19 protein-coding genes are annotated in these 20,374 nt (G+C 71.6%); 14 read left to right on the top strand and 5 right to left on the bottom strand.

What is annotated here, in order from left to right:
• Positions 1 to 18 precede the first annotated feature (18 nt).
• The 9 genes from IEZ11_RS23360 (at position 19) to IEZ11_RS23320 (ending at position 8,623) form a co-directional block, all read left to right on the top strand.
• Entirely contained in the window at positions 19 to 1,017 is a 999-nt protein-coding gene (locus tag IEZ11_RS23360) for an FKBP-type peptidyl-prolyl cis-trans isomerase (protein WP_189264795.1), read from the top strand.
• 74 nt (positions 1,018 to 1,091) lie between these two features.
• Complete coding sequence (locus IEZ11_RS23355) at positions 1,092 to 1,463, top strand: FKBP-type peptidyl-prolyl cis-trans isomerase (RefSeq protein ID WP_189264794.1); 372 nt, start codon at positions 1,092 to 1,094, stop codon at positions 1,461 to 1,463.
• Positions 1,464 to 1,637: 174 nt separating this feature from the next.
• Positions 1,638 to 2,591: a helix-turn-helix transcriptional regulator gene (locus IEZ11_RS23350; RefSeq protein ID WP_189264793.1), complete on the top strand. Its 954-nt coding sequence runs from the start codon at positions 1,638 to 1,640 to the stop codon at positions 2,589 to 2,591.
• Positions 2,592 to 2,610: 19 nt separating this feature from the next.
• Positions 2,611 to 3,624: a helix-turn-helix transcriptional regulator gene (locus IEZ11_RS23345; protein ID WP_189264792.1), complete on the top strand. Its 1,014-nt coding sequence runs from the start codon at positions 2,611 to 2,613 to the stop codon at positions 3,622 to 3,624.
• Between the two features lie 59 nt (positions 3,625 to 3,683).
• Positions 3,684 to 3,944 carry a CpXC domain-containing protein gene (locus IEZ11_RS23340; protein ID WP_189264916.1) on the top strand — a complete coding sequence of 87 codons (261 nt, stop codon included), beginning with the start codon at positions 3,684 to 3,686 and terminating at the stop codon, positions 3,942 to 3,944.
• Between the two features lie 10 nt (positions 3,945 to 3,954).
• Entirely contained in the window at positions 3,955 to 4,149 is a 195-nt protein-coding gene (locus tag IEZ11_RS23335; RefSeq protein WP_189264791.1) for a hypothetical protein, read from the top strand.
• A gap of 261 nt (positions 4,150 to 4,410) precedes the next feature.
• Positions 4,411 to 4,695, top strand: coding sequence for a Sec-independent protein translocase subunit TatA (tatA, locus tag IEZ11_RS23330; RefSeq protein ID WP_189264790.1), 285 nt, complete (start codon positions 4,411 to 4,413; stop codon positions 4,693 to 4,695).
• 47 nt (positions 4,696 to 4,742) lie between these two features.
• Positions 4,743 to 5,687 (top strand): twin-arginine translocase subunit TatC, encoded by a 945-nt coding sequence (tatC, locus tag IEZ11_RS23325; protein ID WP_189264789.1) that lies wholly within the window; start codon positions 4,743 to 4,745, stop codon positions 5,685 to 5,687.
• 83 nt (positions 5,688 to 5,770) lie between these two features.
• The gene (locus IEZ11_RS23320) at positions 5,771 to 8,623 is read left to right on the top strand and encodes a DEAD/DEAH box helicase (protein WP_189264788.1); all 2,853 of its coding nucleotides are present in this window, start codon (positions 5,771 to 5,773) and stop codon (positions 8,621 to 8,623) included.
• 72 nt (positions 8,624 to 8,695) lie between these two features.
• Here IEZ11_RS23320 and IEZ11_RS23315 read toward each other — a convergent pair whose 3' ends face one another.
• The 5 genes from IEZ11_RS23315 to IEZ11_RS23295 form a co-directional block, all read right to left on the bottom strand.
• The gene (locus IEZ11_RS23315) at positions 8,696 to 9,244 is read right to left on the bottom strand and encodes a DUF1062 domain-containing protein (RefSeq protein ID WP_189264787.1); all 549 of its coding nucleotides are present in this window, start codon (positions 9,242 to 9,244) and stop codon (positions 8,696 to 8,698) included.
• Between the two features lie 229 nt (positions 9,245 to 9,473).
• Positions 9,474 to 11,144, bottom strand: coding sequence for an allophanate hydrolase (gene atzF, locus IEZ11_RS23310; RefSeq protein ID WP_189264786.1), 1,671 nt, complete (start codon positions 11,142 to 11,144; stop codon positions 9,474 to 9,476).
• A gap of 17 nt (positions 11,145 to 11,161) precedes the next feature.
• Positions 11,162 to 14,671: a 5-oxoprolinase/urea amidolyase family protein gene (locus IEZ11_RS23305; RefSeq protein ID WP_189264785.1), complete on the bottom strand. Its 3,510-nt coding sequence runs from the start codon at positions 14,669 to 14,671 to the stop codon at positions 11,162 to 11,164.
• Positions 14,668 to 15,306, bottom strand: coding sequence for an urea amidolyase associated protein UAAP2 (locus tag IEZ11_RS23300; protein ID WP_189264784.1), 639 nt, complete (start codon positions 15,304 to 15,306; stop codon positions 14,668 to 14,670). The genes IEZ11_RS23305 and IEZ11_RS23300 overlap by 4 nt, the downstream gene beginning before the upstream one ends.
• Positions 15,303 to 16,127 carry an urea amidolyase associated protein UAAP1 gene (locus IEZ11_RS23295; protein ID WP_189264783.1) on the bottom strand — a complete coding sequence of 275 codons (825 nt, stop codon included), beginning with the start codon at positions 16,125 to 16,127 and terminating at the stop codon, positions 15,303 to 15,305. The genes IEZ11_RS23300 and IEZ11_RS23295 overlap by 4 nt, the downstream gene beginning before the upstream one ends.
• A gap of 220 nt (positions 16,128 to 16,347) precedes the next feature.
• On the opposite strand from IEZ11_RS23295, the gene IEZ11_RS23290 reads away from it, so the two are divergent.
• The 5 genes from IEZ11_RS23290 (at position 16,348) to IEZ11_RS23270 (ending at position 20,350) form a co-directional block, all read left to right on the top strand.
• Positions 16,348 to 16,974 carry a TetR/AcrR family transcriptional regulator gene (locus IEZ11_RS23290; protein WP_189264782.1) on the top strand — a complete coding sequence of 209 codons (627 nt, stop codon included), beginning with the start codon at positions 16,348 to 16,350 and terminating at the stop codon, positions 16,972 to 16,974.
• 323 nt (positions 16,975 to 17,297) lie between these two features.
• Positions 17,298 to 18,920: an ATP-binding protein gene (locus IEZ11_RS23285; protein WP_189264781.1), complete on the top strand. Its 1,623-nt coding sequence runs from the start codon at positions 17,298 to 17,300 to the stop codon at positions 18,918 to 18,920.
• A complete protein-coding gene (locus IEZ11_RS23280) occupies positions 18,917 to 19,324 on the top strand; it encodes a roadblock/LC7 domain-containing protein (protein ID WP_046726726.1) in 408 nt (135 codons plus the stop codon). The genes IEZ11_RS23285 and IEZ11_RS23280 overlap by 4 nt, the downstream gene beginning before the upstream one ends.
• Positions 19,321 to 19,749 (top strand): DUF742 domain-containing protein, encoded by a 429-nt coding sequence (locus IEZ11_RS23275; RefSeq protein ID WP_189264780.1) that lies wholly within the window; start codon positions 19,321 to 19,323, stop codon positions 19,747 to 19,749. The genes IEZ11_RS23280 and IEZ11_RS23275 overlap by 4 nt, the downstream gene beginning before the upstream one ends.
• Entirely contained in the window at positions 19,730 to 20,350 is a 621-nt protein-coding gene (locus tag IEZ11_RS23270; protein WP_189264779.1) for a GTP-binding protein, read from the top strand. The genes IEZ11_RS23275 and IEZ11_RS23270 overlap by 20 nt, the downstream gene beginning before the upstream one ends.
• The last annotated feature ends 24 nt before the right edge of the window (positions 20,351 to 20,374 follow it).

Below are 20,374 nucleotides of genomic sequence, written 5' to 3'. Positions count from 1 at the left end.
CGATTACGAGGCTCTTCCGTGCGCCGACGCTCTCTTCTCCTCGCCGCTGTTCCCGCGGGACTGGTCACGCTCGCCGGGTGTGGCGACAACTCGTCCTCCTCCGGCAAGGCGAGCGCCTCGCCGTCGGCCTCCGCCTCGGTGCCCCCGCCGAAGATCGTGGACGGGCCGCTGCCGGCGATCACGGCGGGCACGAAGTTCGACGAGAAGCCGACGGTCGCCAAGGGCACCGGGGACCCGTCGAAGAACCTGGCGGTCAAGACGGTGATCGCGGGCAGCGGCAAGTCGGTCGCGGAGAACGACTTCATCCAGGCCAACTACCTGGGGCAGATCTGGTCCACGGCGAAGGTCTTCGACCAGTCCTACGACCGTACGCCGCTGCTCATGCAGCTCGCCGCGGGCAGCATCATCGACGGCTGGCGGTACGGGCTGGCCGGGCGGAAGGTCGGCAGCCGGGTGCTGATGGCCGTGCCGCCGACCTGGGGGTACGGCAGCGGGGGCAACTCGCAGGCGGGCATCAAGGGCACGGACACGCTGGTGTTCGTCGTGGACATCCTGAACTCGTTCAACTCGAAGAGCTCCAGCACGGGCAAGGAGGTCGCGCAGAGCGACGCCGCGCTCCCCCGGATCGGCACGAACACGGACGGCAAGGCCCCGTCGATCGACATTCCCAAGGCCGACCCGCCGAAGAAGCTGGTGTCGAACTACGTGCTGGAGGGCGACGGCGCCGAGGTGCAGTCGGCGCAGACCGTCCTGTGCCAGTTCAAGGGCGAGGTCTGGGACAGCGGCAAGGTCTTCGAGCAGACCTACGAGAGCGGGCGGCTGGCGCAGTTCTCGGTCGCGCAGATGCAGGAGGTCGTCAAGGGGCTGGCGCAGGGGATCACCGGCAAGAAGGTGGGCAGCCGGATCATGGTCGTCACCCCGCCGGACCTGGCCTATGGGAACAACCCGCCGAGCGGTGGTGTGGTGAAGAAGGGTTCGACGCTGGTCTTCACCGTGGACATCCTCGCGGCGATGTAGTCGCGCGGGCGGCACGGGGGCGGGGATGAAAGACTGTCCGGGTTCCGTGTCGTACACAAGCAGGAGCCCAAGACGTGAGCATCGACAAGCCCGAGATCGACTTCCCCGAGGGCGAGGCCCCGGCCGACCTGGAGATCAAGGACATCTGGGAGGGTGACGGCGAGGTGGCCCAGGCCGGCCAGACCGTCACCGTGCACTACGTGGGTGTCGCGTTCAGCACCGGCGAGGAGTTCGACGCCAGCTGGAACCGCGGCGCGCCGTTCCGGTTCCCGCTGGGCGGCGGACGGGTCATCAAGGGCTGGGACCAGGGTGTGCAGGGAATGAAGGTCGGCGGCCGCCGCCGGCTGACCATCCCGGCCCACCTCGCCTACGGCGACCAGAGCCCGACGCCGGCGATCAAGCCCGGCGAGACGCTGATCTTCGTCGTGGACCTGATCGCGGTCTGATCCGTACCCGGTCGGAAACCGGCTGGACGAGGGCCCGTGCCGAGTGCGCGGGCCCTCGTCGTTTGTCGTGTCGTGTCCGTTTCGGTCCTCGTTGTTCGGACTGGCTTTTGCCGTGACACTCCGGAGCGGTACGGTCATCGGTCAGGAGCACCATAGGGAAGGCGAAGGGCGTCGATGGCCATTGCCAAGGCCGAGCGGCTGATGAACCTGGCGCTGTGCCTGCTGGGGACGCGGCGGCCGCTCAGCAAGCGTGAGCTGCGTGAATCCATCGAGGCCTACCTCGAAGCCGGGAACGACGACTCCTTCAGCCGGATGTTCGAGCGGGACAAGGACGACCTCCGCGAACTCGGACTGGTGATCGAGACCGTGGAGAACCTGGACGGCGAGGTCGGCTACCTCGCCCGCCGCGACAGCAACCGCCTGCCGCCCATCACCCTGGACGCCGAAGAGGCCGCGGCGCTCGGGCTCGCCGCCAAGGTCTGGCAGCAGGCCCGGCTCGCCGGCGCCGCCAGCGGGGCCCTGCAGAAGCTGCGCGCGGCAGGTCTCCCGGAGGACGTCGACCCCTACGAGGCCCATGGCGCCCTGGAGCCGCGGATCCCGGTGCACGAGGCCGCCTTCGAACCGCTGATGCTGGCCTGCCGGGACCGCCGTCCGGTCGTCTTCGACTACCGCAAGGCCACCGCCGCCCACCCGGAGACCCGGAACGTGGAGCCGTGGGCCCTGGAGTGCTGGCGCGGCCACTGGTACCTGGCCGGCTGGGACCGCGACCGGGGCGCCGAGCGGGTGTTCCGGCTGTCCCGGATCACCGGCAAGGTCCGCTCCCGGGGCACCGCCTTCACCGCGCCGGTCCCGGACGTCGTCACCGTCCGCGAGACCGTGGCGAGCTGGGCCGGCGAGATCGCCGACCGCTCCGCGCTGATCCGGCTCCGTTCGGGGTCCGGGTACCCGCTGCGGGCGAAGGCCACGGCGGTGCGGGAACTCGGTGACGGGTGGGACGAGTTGGAGATTCCGTACGGGCACGGGCTGGACGCCTGGCTGGTGGAGTTCGGGCCGGACGCGGTGGTGCTGGAGCCGGCCGAGCTGCGGGCCGACGTGGTGGACCGGCTGCGTGCCGTGGCCAAGGGCTGAGGGGGAGCTGAGCAAGGCAGTGGCAGGCAAACCGGTCAGGCCCGTGAACGCCATCGACCAGACCCGGCGGATGCTCTCCCTGGTGACCTATCTGCGCGAGCGCCCCGGCGCCCGGATCGCGGACGTGGCGCGCGCCTTCGGGATCACCGAGGACGAGCTGGTCTCCGACCTCGACGTGCTGCCCATGTGCGGCACCAGCTTCCGGGGCGGCGATCTGCTGGACATCGACACCGACGGCGAGCGGATCTGGTGGCACAACGCGGCCGCGCTCGGCGAGGAGGCCGCCGAACCGCTCCGGCTCGCCGCCGACGAGGCGACCGCGCTCCTGGTCGCCGCCCGCGCGGTGGCCACCCTGCCCGGCCTGCGCGAGGGCGACCGGCAGGCGCTGCTGCGCGCCACCGCCAAGGTGGAGACCGCGGCCGGCGAGGCGGGCGACGCCAGTGCCCGGCTCTCGGTGACCTTCGAGTCCGAGGGCGGCGTCTTCGCCGACGTGGACCGGGCGATCGCCGAGCGCCGCCGGCTCTGGATCCGCTACTACTCACCGGCCCGCGACGAGCTCACCGAGCGCGAGATCGACCCCATCCGCCTGGTCAGCGTCGGCCACACCTACGTCGAGGCCTGGTGCCGCCGCTCCGAGGCCCGGCGCACCTTCCGGCTCGACCGGGTCGCCGAGATCAAGATCCTCGACGAGCCGTCCGCGCCCCCCGAGATCGAGCTGCGCGACCTGTCCGAGGCCCTGGTGCAGCCGGCCGCCGAGGACCCCGAGGTGGTCGTCGAGGTCGGCCCGGCCGGCCGCTGGGTCGCCGAGTACTACCCGCACGACAGCGCGGATGAGCTTCCCGACGGCGGACTGCGTATTACCCTGCGCACCCCCGATCCGGCCTCCCTGCGCCGGCTGGCGCTCAGGCTCGGCGGCGACGGCCGGATCGTGTCACCGCCCGAGCTGGCCGACAGCGCCCGCCGGGCGGCCCGCGAGGCACTGGCGGCGTACGACCAGGTTGGGCACGGCGATGTGGAAGGGCAGCGGCTTTGAACGAGTCTTCTGGGGTTCTGGGCGAGTCTTCGGGTTCCGGCGGCGCGGCCGCGCGGGAGATGACGGTCGCGGCCGCCTTCGCCGGGATGAGACGCGTGGTCCCCGTGGTCTTCCGAGCCGGCTGCCCGAACTGCCACGGCAGTTTCGAGCTCAAGGCGAGTGCGCTGCGGCTGGCCATCGGAGCCACCAGCAAGACGACGTTCTACTCCTTCACCTGCCCGGACTGCGGGGCCGCCGTCCGCAAGCCCGCCGGCGAGCGGATCGTCGAACTGCTCACCGGCGGCGGGGTCAGGACACTGCGGCTGAACCCCACCGTCTAGGCTCGGCGCCATGTTCTGGGCGATGGTCGCGGTAGCTGTGGGTTTCGTGGGTCTCGCCGTGCTCGGCGTGCTCGCCGTCCGGGTCTTCCTGGAGGCCCGTCGGCTGGGAGCGCAGGTCGCGGACTCGGCACGGCGGATCAACCGGGCCGCGGAGGACCTGGAGCGGGCGGCTGTCAGTACCGCCCGTACTGTCGACACCCTGTGACCCCCGCTGTGGAAGCGATGTGAGTAGTGGGCCACAAGCGGTTTGCGTCACTTCGCCCTGTCACGGCGCCCGCAGGGGCGGGTACGCTGCTGCACGCGGCACGGAGAACGAGGCCCGTACCGCGGACCGGGAGTACGCACGGGGATTGCCTCTCGTTTACCCCTGAGCGTTACGATCGCTGACAGCACGATCACTCGGACACCTGTCCGGCGGATCGGACAGCATCCCAACCCAGCCGCCTCGGTGAGAAGGTAAAGACTTATGTTCGGAAGGCTCGGAGCCCCCGAGATCATTCTCATCCTTGTCGTCGTCATCCTGCTGTTCGGCGCGAAGAAGCTTCCGGACATGGCCCGCTCGCTCGGCAAGTCCGCGCGCATCCTCAAGAGCGAGGCCAAGGCGATGAAGGAAGAGGGAAACAGCACCACCTCCGCCCAGGCGCCCGCTTCCGGCGAGCAGTCCCAGGCCCAGCGCACCATCCAGGCTGCCCCCGGTGACGTGACCAGCTCCCGCCCGGTCAACGAGCCGTCGGACACCACCCAGCGCTGACGCAGGGCCGGTAGCCCCCGGCCTGCCGCACGAGATGAGGATGTGGGTTGCCCAAGTCCGCCCGCAAAGAGGAGAAGGATCCCGAGGGGCGGATGCCTCTCGCGGATCACCTTCGTGAGCTCCGCAACCGGCTCGCGAAGGCCATGCTGGCCATCGTCATCGTGACGGTCGTCGCCGCCTTCTTCTACAACGACATCATCAACTTCCTGACCAAACCGATCCTCGACTCGATCGGTTGCCATCAGACCTTCTCGGAGATCAACAGCGCGGGTGGCAGCGAGAAGTGCGCCACGATCACCATCGACGGCCTGCTCGCGCCCTTCACACTCGCCCTCCAGGTCTCCCTGACGGCCGGTGTGGTCTTCGCCTCTCCGATCTGGCTCTACCAGCTGTGGGCCTTCGTCGCCCCGGGTCTGCACAGGAACGAGAAGAAGTACGCCTACGCGTTCGTCTTCACCGGCGCCCCGCTGTTCCTCGCCGGTGCCTACTTCGCGTACGCGGTGCTGCCCACCACCGCCAAGGTGCTGATCGACTTCACTCCCAGCGGGAGCATCGCCAACCTGCTGCCCCTGGACGACCTGCTCCAGCTGGTCACCCGCATGGTGATCGTCTTCGGGCTCTCCTTCGAGCTGCCGCTGCTGCTGGTGATGCTCAACCTCACCGGGATCATCACCGGTAAGCGCATGCTCGGCTGGTGGCGGGCGATGATCCTCGGCATCACGGTCTTCGCGGCCGTGGCGACCCCGAGCACCGACCCGCTCTCCATGCTGGCGCTCGCCGGACCGATCTGGGTGCTGTACTTCGGCGCGGTCGCGTTCTCCCTCCTCAACGACCGGCGCAAGCGTCGCCGCGACGAGGACGGCCTCGACGACGACGAGGCCTCCGACCTCGACCTGACCCCCGAGGACATCGGCGAGATCGAGACCGTCTCCGCCAGCCGCGCGCTGCCCGAGGGCCCGGACCGGGTCAACGGCTACGACGACGTGACCTGACCGGACGGCCACCGTCACGAGGAGGTGCCCGCGTCCCACGACGCGGGCACCTCTTCGTCGTCCGTCGTCCCATGTTCCGGATAATGATCGTCCTGTTGTCAGTGGGGACCGGTACGCTCGAAAGCACGATGACAGAGGACCTCTCACCGGCCGAGCGGTATGCGGCGGCCCGCAGGCGGGCCGCCGAGCAGGCCACCGCGCTCGCGTCTTTCCGCGAGATGTACGACTTCGGCCTCGACCCCTTCCAGATCGAGGCCTGCCAGGCGCTCGAAGCCGGAAAGGGCGTTCTGGTCGCCGCCCCCACCGGCTCCGGCAAGACGATCGTGGGCGAGTTCGCCGTCCACCTCGCCCTCCGGCAGGGCAAGAAGTGCTTCTACACGACACCCATCAAGGCGCTGTCGAACCAGAAGTACGCCGACCTCTGCCGCCGCTACGGCGACGGCATGGTCGGCCTGCTCACCGGTGACAACAGCATCAACCCGGACGCCGCCGTGGTCGTCATGACCACCGAGGTCCTGCGGAACATGCTGTACGCGGGCTCCCAGACCCTCATCGGTCTCGGCTACGTGGTCATGGACGAGGTCCACTACCTCTCCGACCGCTTCCGCGGCGCCGTCTGGGAAGAGGTGATCATCCACCTCCCGGAGTCCGTGACCCTGGTCTCCCTGTCGGCCACCGTCTCCAACGCCGAGGAGTTCGGCGACTGGCTCGACACGGTCCGCGGCGACACCGAGGTCATCGTCTCCGAGCACCGGCCCGTCCCGCTGTTCCAGCACGTGCTCGCCGGACGCCGGATGTATGACCTGTTCGAGGAGGGCGAGGGCCACAAGAAGGCCGTCAACCCCGACCTCGCCCGGCTGGCCCGGACGGAGGCCACCAGACCGTCGTTCCAGGACCGCAGACGCGGCCGCGCCATGCGCGAGGCCGACCGGGAGCGGGAGCGCAGGCAGCGGTCCCGGGCCTGGACACCGGGCCGCCCCGAGGTGATCGAACGGCTCGACGCCGAGGGCCTGCTGCCCGCCATCACCTTCATCTTCAGCCGCGCCGCCTGCGAAGCCGCCGTCCAGCAGTGCCTGTACGCGGGACTGAGGCTCAACGACGACGAGGCGCGGGACAGGGTGCGCGCGCTCGTCGAGGAGCGCACCTCGTCGATCCCGTCGGAGGACCTCCACGTCCTCGGCTACTACGAGTGGCTGGAAGGTCTGGAGCGCGGCATCGCCGCCCATCACGCCGGCATGCTCCCGACCTTCAAGGAGGTCGTCGAGGAGCTGTTCGTACGCGGGCTGGTGAAGGCCGTGTTCGCCACCGAGACCCTCGCGCTCGGCATCAACATGCCCGCCCGCTCGGTCGTGCTGGAGAAGCTCGTCAAGTGGAACGGCGAGCAGCACGCCGACATCACCCCGGGCGAGTACACCCAGCTGACGGGCCGTGCGGGACGGCGCGGCATCGACGTCGAGGGCCACGCGGTGGTGCTCTGGCAGCGCGGCATGAGCCCCGAGCACCTGGCCGGGCTGGCCGGCACCCGTACGTATCCGCTGCGGTCCAGTTTCAAGCCGTCGTACAACATGGCGGTCAACCTGGTCGACCAGTTCGGGCGGCACCGCTCGCGGGAGCTGCTGGAGACGTCGTTCGCGCAGTTCCAGGCCGACAAGTCGGTCGTCGGGATCTCCCGTCAGGTGCAGCGCAACGAGGAAGGGCTCGCCGGCTACAAGGAGTCCATGACCTGCCACCTCGGCGACTTCGAGGAGTACGCGGGGCTGCGGCGGGAGTTGAAGGACCGGGAGACCGAACTGGCCCGGCAGGGCGTGTCCCAGCGGCGCGCCGAGGCCGCCGTGGCCCTGGAGAAGCTCAAGCCGGGCGACGTCATCCATGTGCCGACCGGCAAGTACGCCGGGCTTGCGCTGGTGCTGGACCCCGGGCTGCCCGCCGGGCGGTCCAACGGCCACCGCGGCTTCGAACAGCACGACGGACCGAGGCCGTTGGTGCTGACGGCCGAGCGGCAGGTCAAGCGGCTCGCCTCCATCGACTTCCCGGTGCCGGTCGAGGCGCTGGAGCGGATGCGGATCCCCAAGTCCTTCAACCCCCGCTCCCCGCAGTCCCGTCGGGACCTCGCCTCCGCGCTGCGGACCAAGGCCGGGCACATTCCGCCGGAGCGGGCCCGCAAGAAGCGGGCGCAGGCGGCCGACGACCGCGAGATCGCGCGGCTGCGCACCGCGATCCGGGCGCACCCCTGCCACGGTTGCAACGACCGTGAGGACCACGCCCGCTGGGCCGAGCGCTACCACCGGCTGATCCGGGACACCTCACAGCTGGAGCGGCGGATCGAGGGGCGGACCAACACCATCGCCCGGACCTTCGACCGGATCGTGGCGCTGCTGACCGAGCTGGACTACCTGCGCGGCGACGAGGTCACCGAACACGGCAAGCGGCTGGCGCGGCTGTACGGCGAACTCGATCTGCTCGCCAGCGAGTGCCTGCGCGCGGGTGTCTGGGAGGGGCTCGGCCCCGCCGAACTCGCCGCGTGCGTCTCGGCGCTGGTGTACGAGGCCCGGGTCGGCGACGACGCGATGGCACCGAAGCTGCCTTCTGGGAAGGCCAGGGCCGCGCTCGGCGAGATGGTGCGGATCTGGGGGCGCCTGGACGCCCTTGAGGAGGACTTCCGGATCACCCAGACCGAGGGGGTCGGGCAGCGGGAGCCGGACCTCGGTTTCGCCTGGCCCGCGTACATGTGGGCCTCGGGGATGGGGCTGGACGAGGTGCTGCGGGAGGCGGAGATGCCCGCCGGGGACTTCGTCCGGTGGTGCAAGCAGGTCATCGACGTGCTGGGACAGATCTCGGCCGCGGCCCCGGTGGCGGGGTCGGACGTGGCGAAGAACGCGCGCAAGGCGGTCGACCTGGTGCTGCGGGGAGTCGTGGCCTACTCGTCCGTGGGGTGAGCGACGGGCGCGAGCGGATGAGGGGCCGGTCCGGCGGATCCGCCGGACCGGCCCCCTGCTCTCGGTACGGGCTCAGCGTTTGAGCGTGAAGGTGAAGTCGTCGGAGAGTCTGCCGTTCAGCCGGACCGCCGACACGAGCTTCCCCTCCGCGACCAGCCGCTCGACCTCGGCCCGCGGCAGACCGCAGCCTTCGGCGATCAGCCGCACCGGCCGGACCGGGATCCGCGCCGCGAAGCGGACCGAGACGTCGATCACCTCGCGGTCCGGATCCACCGGTCCGCCGGTGTCGAGACGCCAGGCGCCGCCCCAGTCGAGGGCGATGCGGTTGCGGTGCCCCACGACCGGATCCCGCAGCAGCTCGGCGGTCAGGGCGGGGTCGTTGTCGTGCAGGCGTGCCAGCAGCTCGGGCCGTACGGAGCGCACGTTCGTCCGCTCCAGGAGCGTCAGCTTCGCCGTCTCCCCGCACCCGGTGCAGAGCACGAGCAGCCAGGCGTCGATGAGCTTGTGGTGGGCGTTGACGCGGAACCTGCCGCTCGCCCGGAAGCGTTCCGACGCGCACGTGTGGCAGCGGCGGCGGACAAGCGGCAGGCAGGTGGGCATGACCACCCAGTTGGTGAGCACAGAAGTACACCGGTTCCAGTGAGAAATCCGCAGCAAGAAGAGGCACGGCGCACAGCACAGGCGCGACGCGCGACCGATCAGCTCTCGGGAGGTCTCACAGGGTGTACAAGGCACGTCCTTGGTCAGACGACTGGGTCCGGCAGGACGGTAGCGGCGCACAGCGGCGCCGCTCCACTGGTTTTCCGGGTCTTCCGCGTGTTCCGGGGCTTTCGGCGGTCCGGCGCGGCGGTCAGTGCTCGGCCGGGTGGCGCTCCGCCAGGTAGGCCCGCCAGCCGCCGTGCCGCGTGATGTCCTCGGCGTCCGCCAACGCGCCCGGCTCGCACAGGAAGCCGGGGACGCCGGTGCCGTCGGCCAGCGCCACGCTGCCCAGGGCCATGGGGCGGGGGAGCGCGGCCAGCAGCCGGCCCAGGCCCTCGGCCGGCAGGCTCCACACCTCCGTCTCGATCGCCGCCCCGCCCTCGCCCACGTGCACCAGGCCCGGCTTGGGCGGAGTCGTCCACAGCGCGTGCAGGCGGTACGCCGGGGCCGTCGTCGTCGTCCGGTCCAGTACCGCCCCCAGCGCCAGGAGCTGGGCGTTGAGCGGCTGGCCGGTCAGGTGGGCGCCGACCACCGCCAGGCGCACCCGGGGTTCCAGGGCGCGGGCGATCGTGGCCAGACGGCCGTCGGTGAACGCCGGGCCGATCAGCATCACGCCGAACGGCAGCCCGCGCACCTCGCCCGCCGGTACCGCCACCGCCGCCAGGTCGAAGAGGTTCGTGGAGTTGGTGAAGCGGCCCAGGCGGGCGTTGGCGCCCAGCGGGTCGGCCGCCACCTCGGCGAGGGTGGGGTGGCCCGGAGCCGTGGGGAGCAGCAGGGCGTCGGCGTCGGCGAGTTCGGCCAGGGCGCGGGTGCGCAGTGCCGTCAGCCGCTCCTGGTCGGCGAAGAGCCGGTGGGCCGGGACGTCCCGGGCCCGGGTGATGATGCCGGCGACCGTGGGGTCGAGGCCCTCGCCGCCGGACGAGACCAGCTTGTCGATGAACGCGCCCACCGCCGTGTAGCGCTCGGCCACGAACCCGCCCTCGTAGAGCATCGCGGCCGCCTCCGTGAAGGGGGTGAGGTCGAGCGGGCGGATCGAGGCACCGGCGGCGGCCAGCCGGCCCACCGTCTCCTGATAGGCCTGCGCCCAGCCCTCGTCCAGCTCGCCGAGCTGGTCGAGCGGCGGGACGGCGATGCGCCAGGGGCCCGGGGCCCGCTGGGGGAGGGGCGGCAGGGGCCGGTCCGGCGGGGCCGCCAGGTACGACAGTGCCTGCTCCGCCTCCGGGAGGGTGCGGGCGAACACGGTCACGCAGTCGATGGACGCGCAGGCCGGCACCACCCCCGCCGTCGGCACCAGGCCACGGGTCGGCTTCAGGCCGACGATGCCGTTGAAGGCCGCCGGGATCCGGCCGGAGCCGGCCGTGTCGGTGCCGAGGGCGAGGTCGACGATGCCGAGGGCCACGGCGACGGCCGAGCCGGAGCTGGAGCCGCCGCTGATCCGGGTGGGGTCGATCGCGTTGCGGACCGCGCCGTGCGGGGACCGGGTGCCGACCAGGCCGGTCGCGAACTGGTCGAGGTTGGTGGTGCCGAGGGCGACCGCGCCGGCCGCGCGCAGGCGGGCCACCGCGGGAGCGTCGGCCCGCGGTTCGTACGCGTAGGCCGGGCAGCCCGCCGTCGTGGGCAGGCCGTGCACGTCGATGTTGCCCTTGGCGGCGAACAGCCGGCCCGCGAGGGGGAGGTGTTCCCCCGCGGCCACCCGCTCGTCGATCGCGCGGGCCTCCGCCTCCGCCTCCGCCGGCGGGCGCAGGTCGATCCAGATCTCGGGGCGGTCGACCGCTTCGATGCGCGCGTAGGCGGCACGGACACGGGAGACGGTGCTGGACATCCTCTTGCTCCTGTCGCTCAGTTCGCGGCCGGCGCCAGGACGAGCAGTGCCGTCCCCGCCTCCACCTGGTCGCCGGGCCGGGCCAGGATCTCCGTCACCACACCGGGCATCGGCGCGTGCACCCTGGACTCCATCTTCATCGCCTCCAGGGCGAGGAGCGGCTGGCCGGCCGTCACCTCGTCGCCCGGCGCGACGTTCAACTGCCATACCGAGGCCGCGAACTCGGCCTCCACCAGGCGGCCGCCCGGCGGGATCGACACCTCGGCCGGGGCGGCGGCCGGTGCGGCCGAGGCCTCCGCCCTCGCGAACTCGCCCGCCGCTTCCCACGCGTCCCGCTCCGCGCCGAAAGCCGCCTGCTGCCGTTCCCTGAACTCCGCTATGGAATCGGCGTGTTCGGCGAGAAACGCCTGATACGCGGCGAGCGAGAAGGTGCCCTCCTCGATACGCGGGACGAAGCGGCCGGAGGTGATGTCGGCGCGCAGGTCGAGGAGTTCCCCGGCGGAGACCGGATACCACTTGATGCGGTCGAAGAAGCGCAGCAGCCAGGGCGAGCCCGGCTCGAAGGCGCCGCGCTGCTGCCAGCCCGACCACACCTGGGTGGTACGGCCCACGAACTGGTAGCCGCCGGGGCCCTCCATGCCGTAGACGCAGAGGTAGGCGCCGCCGATGCCCACGGAGTTCTCGGCGGTCCAGGTGCGGGCCGGGTTGTACTTCGTCGTGACCAGGCGGTGGCGCGGGTCGAGGGGGGTGGCGACCGGGGCGCCCAGGTACACGTCACCGAGGCCCAGGACCAGGTACTCCGCGTCGAAGACGGTGCGGTGGACGTCGTCGACCGCGTCCAGGCCGTTGATCCGGCGGATGAACTCGATGTTCCACGGGCACCAGGGCGCGTCGTCGCGGACGCCCGCCATGTAGCGGGCGATCGCCTCACGGGTCGCCGGGTCGTCCCAGGACAGGGGGAGGTGGACCGTACGGGAGGGGACCACCAGTTCGTCGGTGGGCGGCAGTCCGAGGACGATCTCCCCCACCGCGCGCAGGAGTCCGGCCTGGGAGAGGACGCTCGGGTCGGTCCGGATCTGGAGCGAGCGGATGCCCGGAGTGAGGTCGGTGACCCCGGGCAGGTCCGCCGCCGTCACCGCCTCCATCAGGGCGTGGACACGCATCCGCAGGGCGAGGTCCAGCTGCATGGGGCCGAACTCGACCAGCAGGTTGTCGTCGCCGCTGCGCCGGTAGGTCACGTCACCGTCCCGGGCGAGGACGCCGCCGTCGACGATCTCCGGGCGCGGCGCGCCCGTCACGTCGACCGGGGTGAAGCGGACCGTGTCGCCGGGCCGGAGCTGGCCGAGCTTCCAGCGTTCGCCGCTCAGCACGGTCGCCGGGCACACGAACCCGCCCAGGGAGGGGCCGTCGGGGCCGAGCAGGACCGGCATGTCGCCGGTGTAGTCGACGGCGCCGACCGAGTACGGGGTGTCGTGGATGTTGGAGGGGTGCAGGCCGGCCTCACCGCCGTCGGTGCGCGCCCAGCGCGGCTTGGGGCCGACCAGGCGGACGCCGGTGCGCGCCGAGTTGAAGTGCACCTTCCACTCGGCCGCGTAGAAGTCGCGGATGTCGTCCTCGGTGAAGAACTCCGGGGCGGCATGCGGGCCTTCGACGGCCGCGAGGTGCCAGACGGTGGGGAAGTGCGGGCGGTCGGCGACCGGCTCGCCGTCCGTCACCGCTCCGCCGTGCAGGACGTCACCGGTGCGCAGGGTCCGGCCGCCGTGGCCGCCGAACCGGCCCAGGGTGAAGGTGCTCGCGCTGCCGAGGAAGGCGGGGACGTCCAGGCCGCCGCCGGCGAACAGGACGTAGGTGCGCAGGCCGGGTCCGGTGGGGGCGCCGATCTCCAGCAGGCCGCCGGCCGGGACCGTCACCGGCTCCCACTGGGCGACCGGGGTGCCGTCGACCGTCACGGGGGCGGGGGCGCCGGTCACGCAGACGGTGGTGGGGTGGGTGAAGCGCAGGGAGGGGCCCTGGAGGGTGCATTCGAGGCCGGGCGCGCTCTCCGGGTTGCCCAGGGCGCGGTTGCCGAGACGGAAGGAGCGGTCGTCCATCGGGCCGCTCGGGGGGACGCCGACCTGCCAGTAGCCGGTGCGGCCCGGCCAGTCCTGCACCGTGGTCAGCGTGCCGGCGGCGGTGACCTCGATCCGGGGGGTGGGGTCGGCGACCGTGGCGAGGGTCGCCGTGGAGTGCGCGGCGGCGCGGAACGCGGGGTCGGCGAGGGCCGCGCGCACCAGGCCGAGGTTGGTCTCGATGCCGTCGACGCGGCTGCCGGCCAGTGCCTCGTCCAGCCGGCGCAGCGCCTGGGCGCGGTCGGGGCCGTACGCGATCACCTTCGCGAGCATCGGGTCGTACGACGTGGTCACCTCGGTGCCGGTCTCCACCCAGCCGTCGACGCGTACGCCCTCCGGGAACTCCACCCGGGTCAACAGGCCCGCACTCGGCCGGTGTTCGCGGGACGGGTCCTCGGCGTAGACGCGGGCCTCGACGGCGTGGCCGCGCGGTGCGCCCGGGTCGCGGACGACGCCGGTCTCGCCCTGGGCGAGGCGCAGCATCCAGGCGACCAGGTCGACGCCGTAGATCTCCTCGGTGACCGGATGCTCCACCTGGAGGCGGGTGTTGACCTCCAGGAAGTAGGCCTCCTCGCGGGCCGCGTCGTACACGAACTCGACGGTGCCCGCGGAGCGGTAGCCGACCGAGGCGCACAGATCGCGGGCGGCGGTGGCGAGTCCGGCGCGCACATGCGGGGGCAGGCCGGGGGCCGGGGCCTCCTCGACCACCTTCTGGTTGCGGCGCTGGAGGGAGCAGTCCCGGTCGCCGAAGGTGACGACCCGGCCCGCGCCGTCGCCGAAGACCTGGACCTCGACATGGCGGGCGTGCTCGACCAGGCGCTCCAGGAAGACCCCGGCCAAGGAGAAGGAGGCGGCGGCGACCCGCTGCACGCGCTCCCAGGCCTCGGCGAGCTCGTCGTCCGACCGACATGCCGACATGCCGATGCCGCCACCGCCGCCGGTCGCCTTGAGCATGACGGGATAGCCGATGGCGGATGCCGCGCGGAGGGCTTCGGGCAGATCCGCCAGCAGGCCGGTGCCCGGTGCCAGCGGCACCCCGGCCGCCTCGGCCGCCGCCCGTGCGGTGTGCTTGGCGCCGAACAGCTCCAGTTGCTCCGGGGCCGGGCCGACGAAGACGATCCCGGCCTCCTCGCAGCGCCGGGCGAAGCCGGCGTCCTCGGAGAGGAAGCCGTAGCCGGGGTGGATCGCGCCCGCGCCGGTGTCCTTGGCGGCCTTCAGGACCAGGTCGGCGTCGAGGTACGACTCCTTCGCGGGGGCCGGGCCGAGGCGGACCGCCTCGTCGGCGAGGCGTACGTGCGGGGCCGAGCGGTCGGGGTCGGAGTAGACGGCGACCGTGCGCAGGCCCAGTTCGCGGGCGGTGCGGATGATGCGGACGGCTATCTCGCCGCGGTTGGCGATCAGCAGGGTGTCGAAGGTCATCCCGCGGCTCCGGTGATCGTCATCCGCACGGCCGTCGGGTCGAAGCCGTTGCAGGGGTTGTTGATCTGGGGGCAGTTGGAGACCAGGACGAGGACATCGCGTTCGGCGCGCAGGGCCAGCTTCCGGCCCGGGGCCGAGAGACCGTCGACGATGCCGAGGGTGCCGTCCTTCTCGACGGGCACGTTCATGTACCAGTTGATGTTGGAGACCAGGTCGCGCTTGCCGAGGCCGTGCCGGGCGCCCTCCGCGAGGAAGTTGTCCACGCAGGCGTGCTGGGACCAGGTGTGGTGGCCGTAGCGCAGGGTGTTGGACTCCTTGGAGCAGGCGCCGCCGACCGTGTCGTGGCGGCCGACCTCGTCCTCGGTCACGGTCATCAGCGCGGTGTGCTCGTTGGAGAGGAGCACGCTGCCGGTGGTGAGGAAGATGCCGCCCTGGGCGTGGACGGTGTCGGGCGCGCTGTAGCGGACGGCGGTGTCGTGGGCGTCGTAGACGAGGAAGTCGACGGCCTGGTTGCCGTGCAGGTCGGTGATGGTGAGGGTGTCGCCCGCGCGGATCACGGCGGACCAGGCGGCACGGGCCGGGACGACGACGGTCTGCGTGCTCGTGCTCGTGCTCGTGGTCGTGCTCGTGCTCATGCGAGCCCCCTCGCGGCGAGGAATCCGGCGGTGTTGAGGAAGGCGCGGCGGCCTTCGGGCGTGGCGTCCCAGAGCGGGTCACCGGGCGGGGTGGGGGCGGCGCGCCAGGCCAGCACCTCCAGGGGGGTGCTGACGTAGTCGGGGCGCGGGTCGGCCGGGTGCGGGACGTTGGCGATCAGCACGGTCAGGTCCTGCTCGGCGCGGAGCGTGACGCTGCCACCGGGGCCGGCCGAACCGGTGAAGTCCAGCGTGCCGTCGTCGCGCACCTCCACGCCCTGGAAGAACGACAGGGACGGCGGCAGGTCGCGCGGTTCCAGGCCGTTCTTCGCCGCCGCCAGCTTGAACAGCTCGCGGCCGGCGGGGGAGGGCGACTGCGGGGTGCCGTCGCCGTAGCGGTCGGTGTTGCGGACCAGGGTCGAGGTGCCGCACAGCGCGTCGTGCCGGCCGGAGGTGTCGGCGACGACCGAGGCCAGCACCCGGCCCTGGTCGGAGAGGAGCAGCACGCCCTCGCCGAGGTAGGCGTTCCACTGGACCTTGACCGTGTCGGCGACGTTCAGCCGCTCCCAGGGGCGGCCGTCGGCGTACAGCAGGAGGTGGGCGCAGGCGTCGCCGCGCAGGTCGGTCAGGCGCAGTTCGGTGCCGCGGGCCAGGACGCGGTGCGCGTAGTTGCCGCCGGCCACCGTCTCGGCCCACACCAGGTGGCCCGCCTCGCAGGGCGGGTCCGGCCAGTCGGCCGCCGGCACGACGGGCATGGCCTCGGCGCGGGTGCCCTCCTGGGCGCGGGCGTGTGCCCGGGCTCCGTACGTGGTCGCTGTCGCCATCGCTGACCTCCGGCTTCCTGGACTCGGCTGGGACTCGGGTGCGAGTCCGGCGCGACGCGGGGGAGATTTCTGTCGCCCGACAGAAATTAGGGGCGGGCCGGGTCGACGGCGTTGCCGCGGTGTTCCGGCCCGGTTACCGAGGGCTCACCGGGGGCCGGCGGCCCGGCGGGCGGGGCGTCGGCGTGATCGCCCTGCGACGTCGTGTGCGAGGATCGAACGCATGGGGACGAGCAGTGGCCGCCGGGTCGGCCGGCCGCGGGCCGCGCAGCGGCCGGACAGCGGGCTTGAGCCGCGGGCCGAACTGCTGACGGCCGCCGCCGAGTTGTTCACCACCCGCGGCTACGCGGCCACCACCACCCGGGCCGTCGCCGAGCGGGCGGGCATGCGGCAGGCGTCGATGTACCACTACGTCTCCGGTAAGGAGGACTTGCTCGCCGAGCTCCTTGAGTCCACCGTCACACCCTCCCTGGCCTGTGCGCGCGAGCTGCTCGCGGACGACGTGACCCCGGCCGAGGAGCGGCTGCGGGTGCTGTGCCGGGCCGACGTGGAGCTGCTGTGCGCCGGGCCGCACAACCTCGGCGTGCTCTACCTGCTGCCCGAGGTGCGGGCCGAGCGGTTCGCCGGCTTCCATGCCGTGCGGGCCGAACTCAAGGACGCCTACCGGCAGTTGATCGCCGCCACAGCGGTCGGCGGAGGGCTGGCCAAGGGGGAGCTGGAGCTGCGCACCGATCTCGTCTTCGGGTTGATCGAGGGCGTCATCCTGGTCCACCGCTCCGAACCGGAGCGCCCCGCCCGCGAGTTCGCCCGCGCCACGGCCGAGGCCGCGCTGCGGATCGTCGGGGTCTGAACCCGGCGGAGGGTTCGCCCGGGAACGCCGTTTCACCCATCACGGTGAGTCACTTTCGCATGCCCGTACGACATCACGGAACGTGTGCGAACAAGTGCTCTGTGTGCAAAACGATCGAGGGTACTCCACTCCTTTGGGCGTTTTCAGGCGCTTGCCGAATATGACACGGCGTTGATCCGGTCGGACTAAGCTCGCCCGCGGCGCACCGAGTTGGGATGAATTCGTGCGCTTGTTCCCAAACATACGGAAGATCCGGACTGCTCCATGAACCTTCCCCCCACGGACTCCTCCGACACCCAGCCGATTCGTCTCAGAAGGCATACATGGTGAGTGTGCAATCGCCTCCCGATGGCCGTGAACTTTCCCTGGCGCGCGTGCTGTTGCTGCCCGCCATACTGATGGCCGCGGTCACCGCCGCCGCCGTCGTCCTGGTGGCGGGGCCCGCCCGGACCGCCGTCGGCGTGTGCGGGACCGTCGGCACGCTGCTGGTGCTCGCGACGGCGGCGGAAGCGGTGCGCCGCGGCCGTGGGCTGCGGGACGCCCGGGCCGAGCACGCCCGTCACCGTGCGTATCTGGAACAGCGCCTCGCCACCAGCGACGAGGAGATCGACCGCCTCGGCCAGGAGGTCTTCCCGACCGCGCTCTACCGGCTGAAGGCCGGTGAGTCACCCAAAGAGGTGGTCCGCCAGGTCTTCGAGGTCGACCCGCGGATGCGGCACGCGCCCGAGTCGCAGCGCCGGCTGATCCGCATCATGCTCGACATCGTCGACGAGGAGGACCTCCAGCGCGACTCACTGGAGCGCTCGTTCGTCAGCATCGCCCGTCGCGTCCAGGCCATCGTCCACCAGCAGGCCCACGAACTGCGGGAGATGGAGGAGGACCACGGCCGCAACCCCGAGGTCTTCGACGACCTGCTGCGCATCGACCACGGCACCGCGCTGATCGGACGCCTCGCCGACTCGGTCTCCGTGCTCGGCGGCGGCCGGCCGGGCCGCCAGTGGCCCAACCCGGTCGCCCTCTACAGCGTGCTGCGCGGCGCCATGTCCCGGATCCTGGAGTACCGGCGCATCGAGCTGCACTCCATCTGCCAGGTCAACATCAAGGGCACCTCCGTCGAGCCGGTCATCCACGCGGCCGCCGAACTCCTCGACAACGCCACCCGCTACTCGCCGCCCTCCACCAAGGTGCACGTCACCGCCGTCGAGGTGCAGTCCGGGGTGTGCATCGAGATCGAGGACGCCGGCGTCATCCTCAACGAGGAGGCCCGCGACCGTCTGGAGGGCCTGCTGGAGAAGGCCAAGCAGGGCAAGGACATCCAGGTCCTCAGCGAGAACCCGCGGGTCGGTCTCTCGGTCGTGGGCCGCCTGTGCAGGACGTACAACATGGACGTCTCGCTGCGCGCCTCCGCGTACGGCGGCGTCCGGGCCGTCCTCATCGTGCCCAGCGACATGATGACCACCGACCCCGCCCCCGGCATCGCCCACGGCATCGGCGCCACCGGCATCCCCAAGCCTGAACTCGGCGCCCTCGAAGGCCCCAAGCGCCCGCCCAAGAAGCGCCGGCCCACCAGCCCCCGCATCCCCGCCGGGATCTCCATGGAGGACGACGTCCCCGAGGTCACCGAATGGACGGCGGGCGGGCTGCCGCAGCGCCGCAGCCGGATGAAGACCCCGCTCAGCCGGCGGCTCGCCGAACAGGCCGCCATCGACCGCGCCGAACGCGAGGGCAACCCGACCATCTGGTCGCAGCACAAGGAACCCGAGCCCGCGCAGCCGGAGCCGGAGCGCCGCGAGCCGGGCCTGTGGGTCGAGGCGTTCTGGGAGGGGCTCAAGAAGAACAACCCGGGTGTCCACCCCACCGACTTCACCCGGAACCCCACCAAGTACCTGCATCTGATCAATGATCCGGCCGGCACCGAGGCCGACGACGAGGGGGACCTCAAGTGATCCAGCAGCGAGGCAACTTCGACTGGATGCTCAAGCAACTCGCCGACGGCGTACCGGGCGTCGAGATGATCGTCGTGCTCTCCGCCGACGGCCTGCGCATCGCCCGGCACGGCGGCGACCCGGACGCCGCCGACCGGCTCGCCGCGGCCTGCGCCGGCGTGCAGAGCCTGGCCGGCGCCGTCGCCCAGGAACTCCCCATCAGCAACGGCGACATGAACCTCGTCCTGATCGAGATCGACAGAGGTTACTTCTACCTCATGTCCGCCGGTGCCAACGCCTACCTCGCCGTGCTCGCCGACGTGACCTGCGAACCGGGCCGGATGAGCGAGATGATGCGCGACCTCGTCGTGCGTATCGGCGCCCATCTCACCAGTCCGCCCCGGCGGAACGGGCAGACCGTATGACTCCTCCGCAACGCAAACGGCGCCGGCCCCGGCCGGAACACGTACCGCCGCCGCTCCCGTCCACGCCGCCGGCCGCCGAGGGCGGCGGTGAGGAGGGCGACAAGAAGAACCCCGAACGGCTCTACGTCATCAGCGGTGCCGACGGCGCCCGGGCCGAACTCGACCTGGTCACCTTAATCGTGGCGCGCGCCGCCGCACCGCCCTCCGTCACCCCGGAGCAGGCGGCGCTGCTCCGGCTCTGTCTCGCCCCGCTGTCCGTGGCAGAGCTCTCGGCCTACCTGGACCTGCCGTTCAGCGCGATGACGGCACTGATCACCGAGCTGATCACGGCCGAACTGGTACAGGCGCGCGCCCCGATCGTCCGCCAGGCGCTCCCCGACCGTTCACTTCTCGAAGCGGTGATGCATGGACTTCAAAAGCTCTGACACGGTCCCCGGCCCCCGCACCGAGGACCAGCTGCCGCACACCGCCCAGGCCGCCGTGAAGATCGTGATCGTGGGCGGTTTCGGGGTCGGCAAGACCACCATGGTCGGTTCCGTCAGCGAGATCAGACCGCTGACCACCGAGGAGACCATGACCCAGGCCGGCATCGGGGTCGACGACAACTACGGCTCCGAATCGAAGACCGCCACCACCGTCGCCATGGACTTCGGCCGGATCAGCATCACCGACCAACTCGTCCTCTACCTCTTCGGCACCCCCGGCCAGGAACGCTTCTGGTTCCTGTGGAACGGCCTGTTCGAAGGCGCCCTCGGCGCGGTCGTCCTCATCGACACCCGGCGCCTGGAGGTCAGCTTCGACGTCATGGGACGCCTGGAGGAGCGCGGGGTGCCGTTCGTCGTCGCCGTCAACTCCTTCCCGGACGGGCCCCGATACCCCATCGAGGAACTGCGCACCGCGCTGGACCTGTCCCCCGAGATCCCCATCATCGAGTGCGACGCCCGCCGCCGGGCCTCCAGCCGGGACGTCCTGATGACCCTGATGCGCTTCCTGCACTCGCTCGCCATGTCCGGCGCGCTCACCTGACACCTCTTCTCGGACCTTCCCGGA

It is taken from the genome of Streptomyces fuscichromogenes (assembly GCF_014645815.1).
Classification (GTDB): domain Bacteria; phylum Actinomycetota; class Actinomycetes; order Streptomycetales; family Streptomycetaceae; genus Streptomyces; species Streptomyces fuscichromogenes.
The sequence above is the reverse complement of the archived record's forward strand: the minus strand, read 5'-3'. Positions and strand labels throughout refer to the sequence as shown.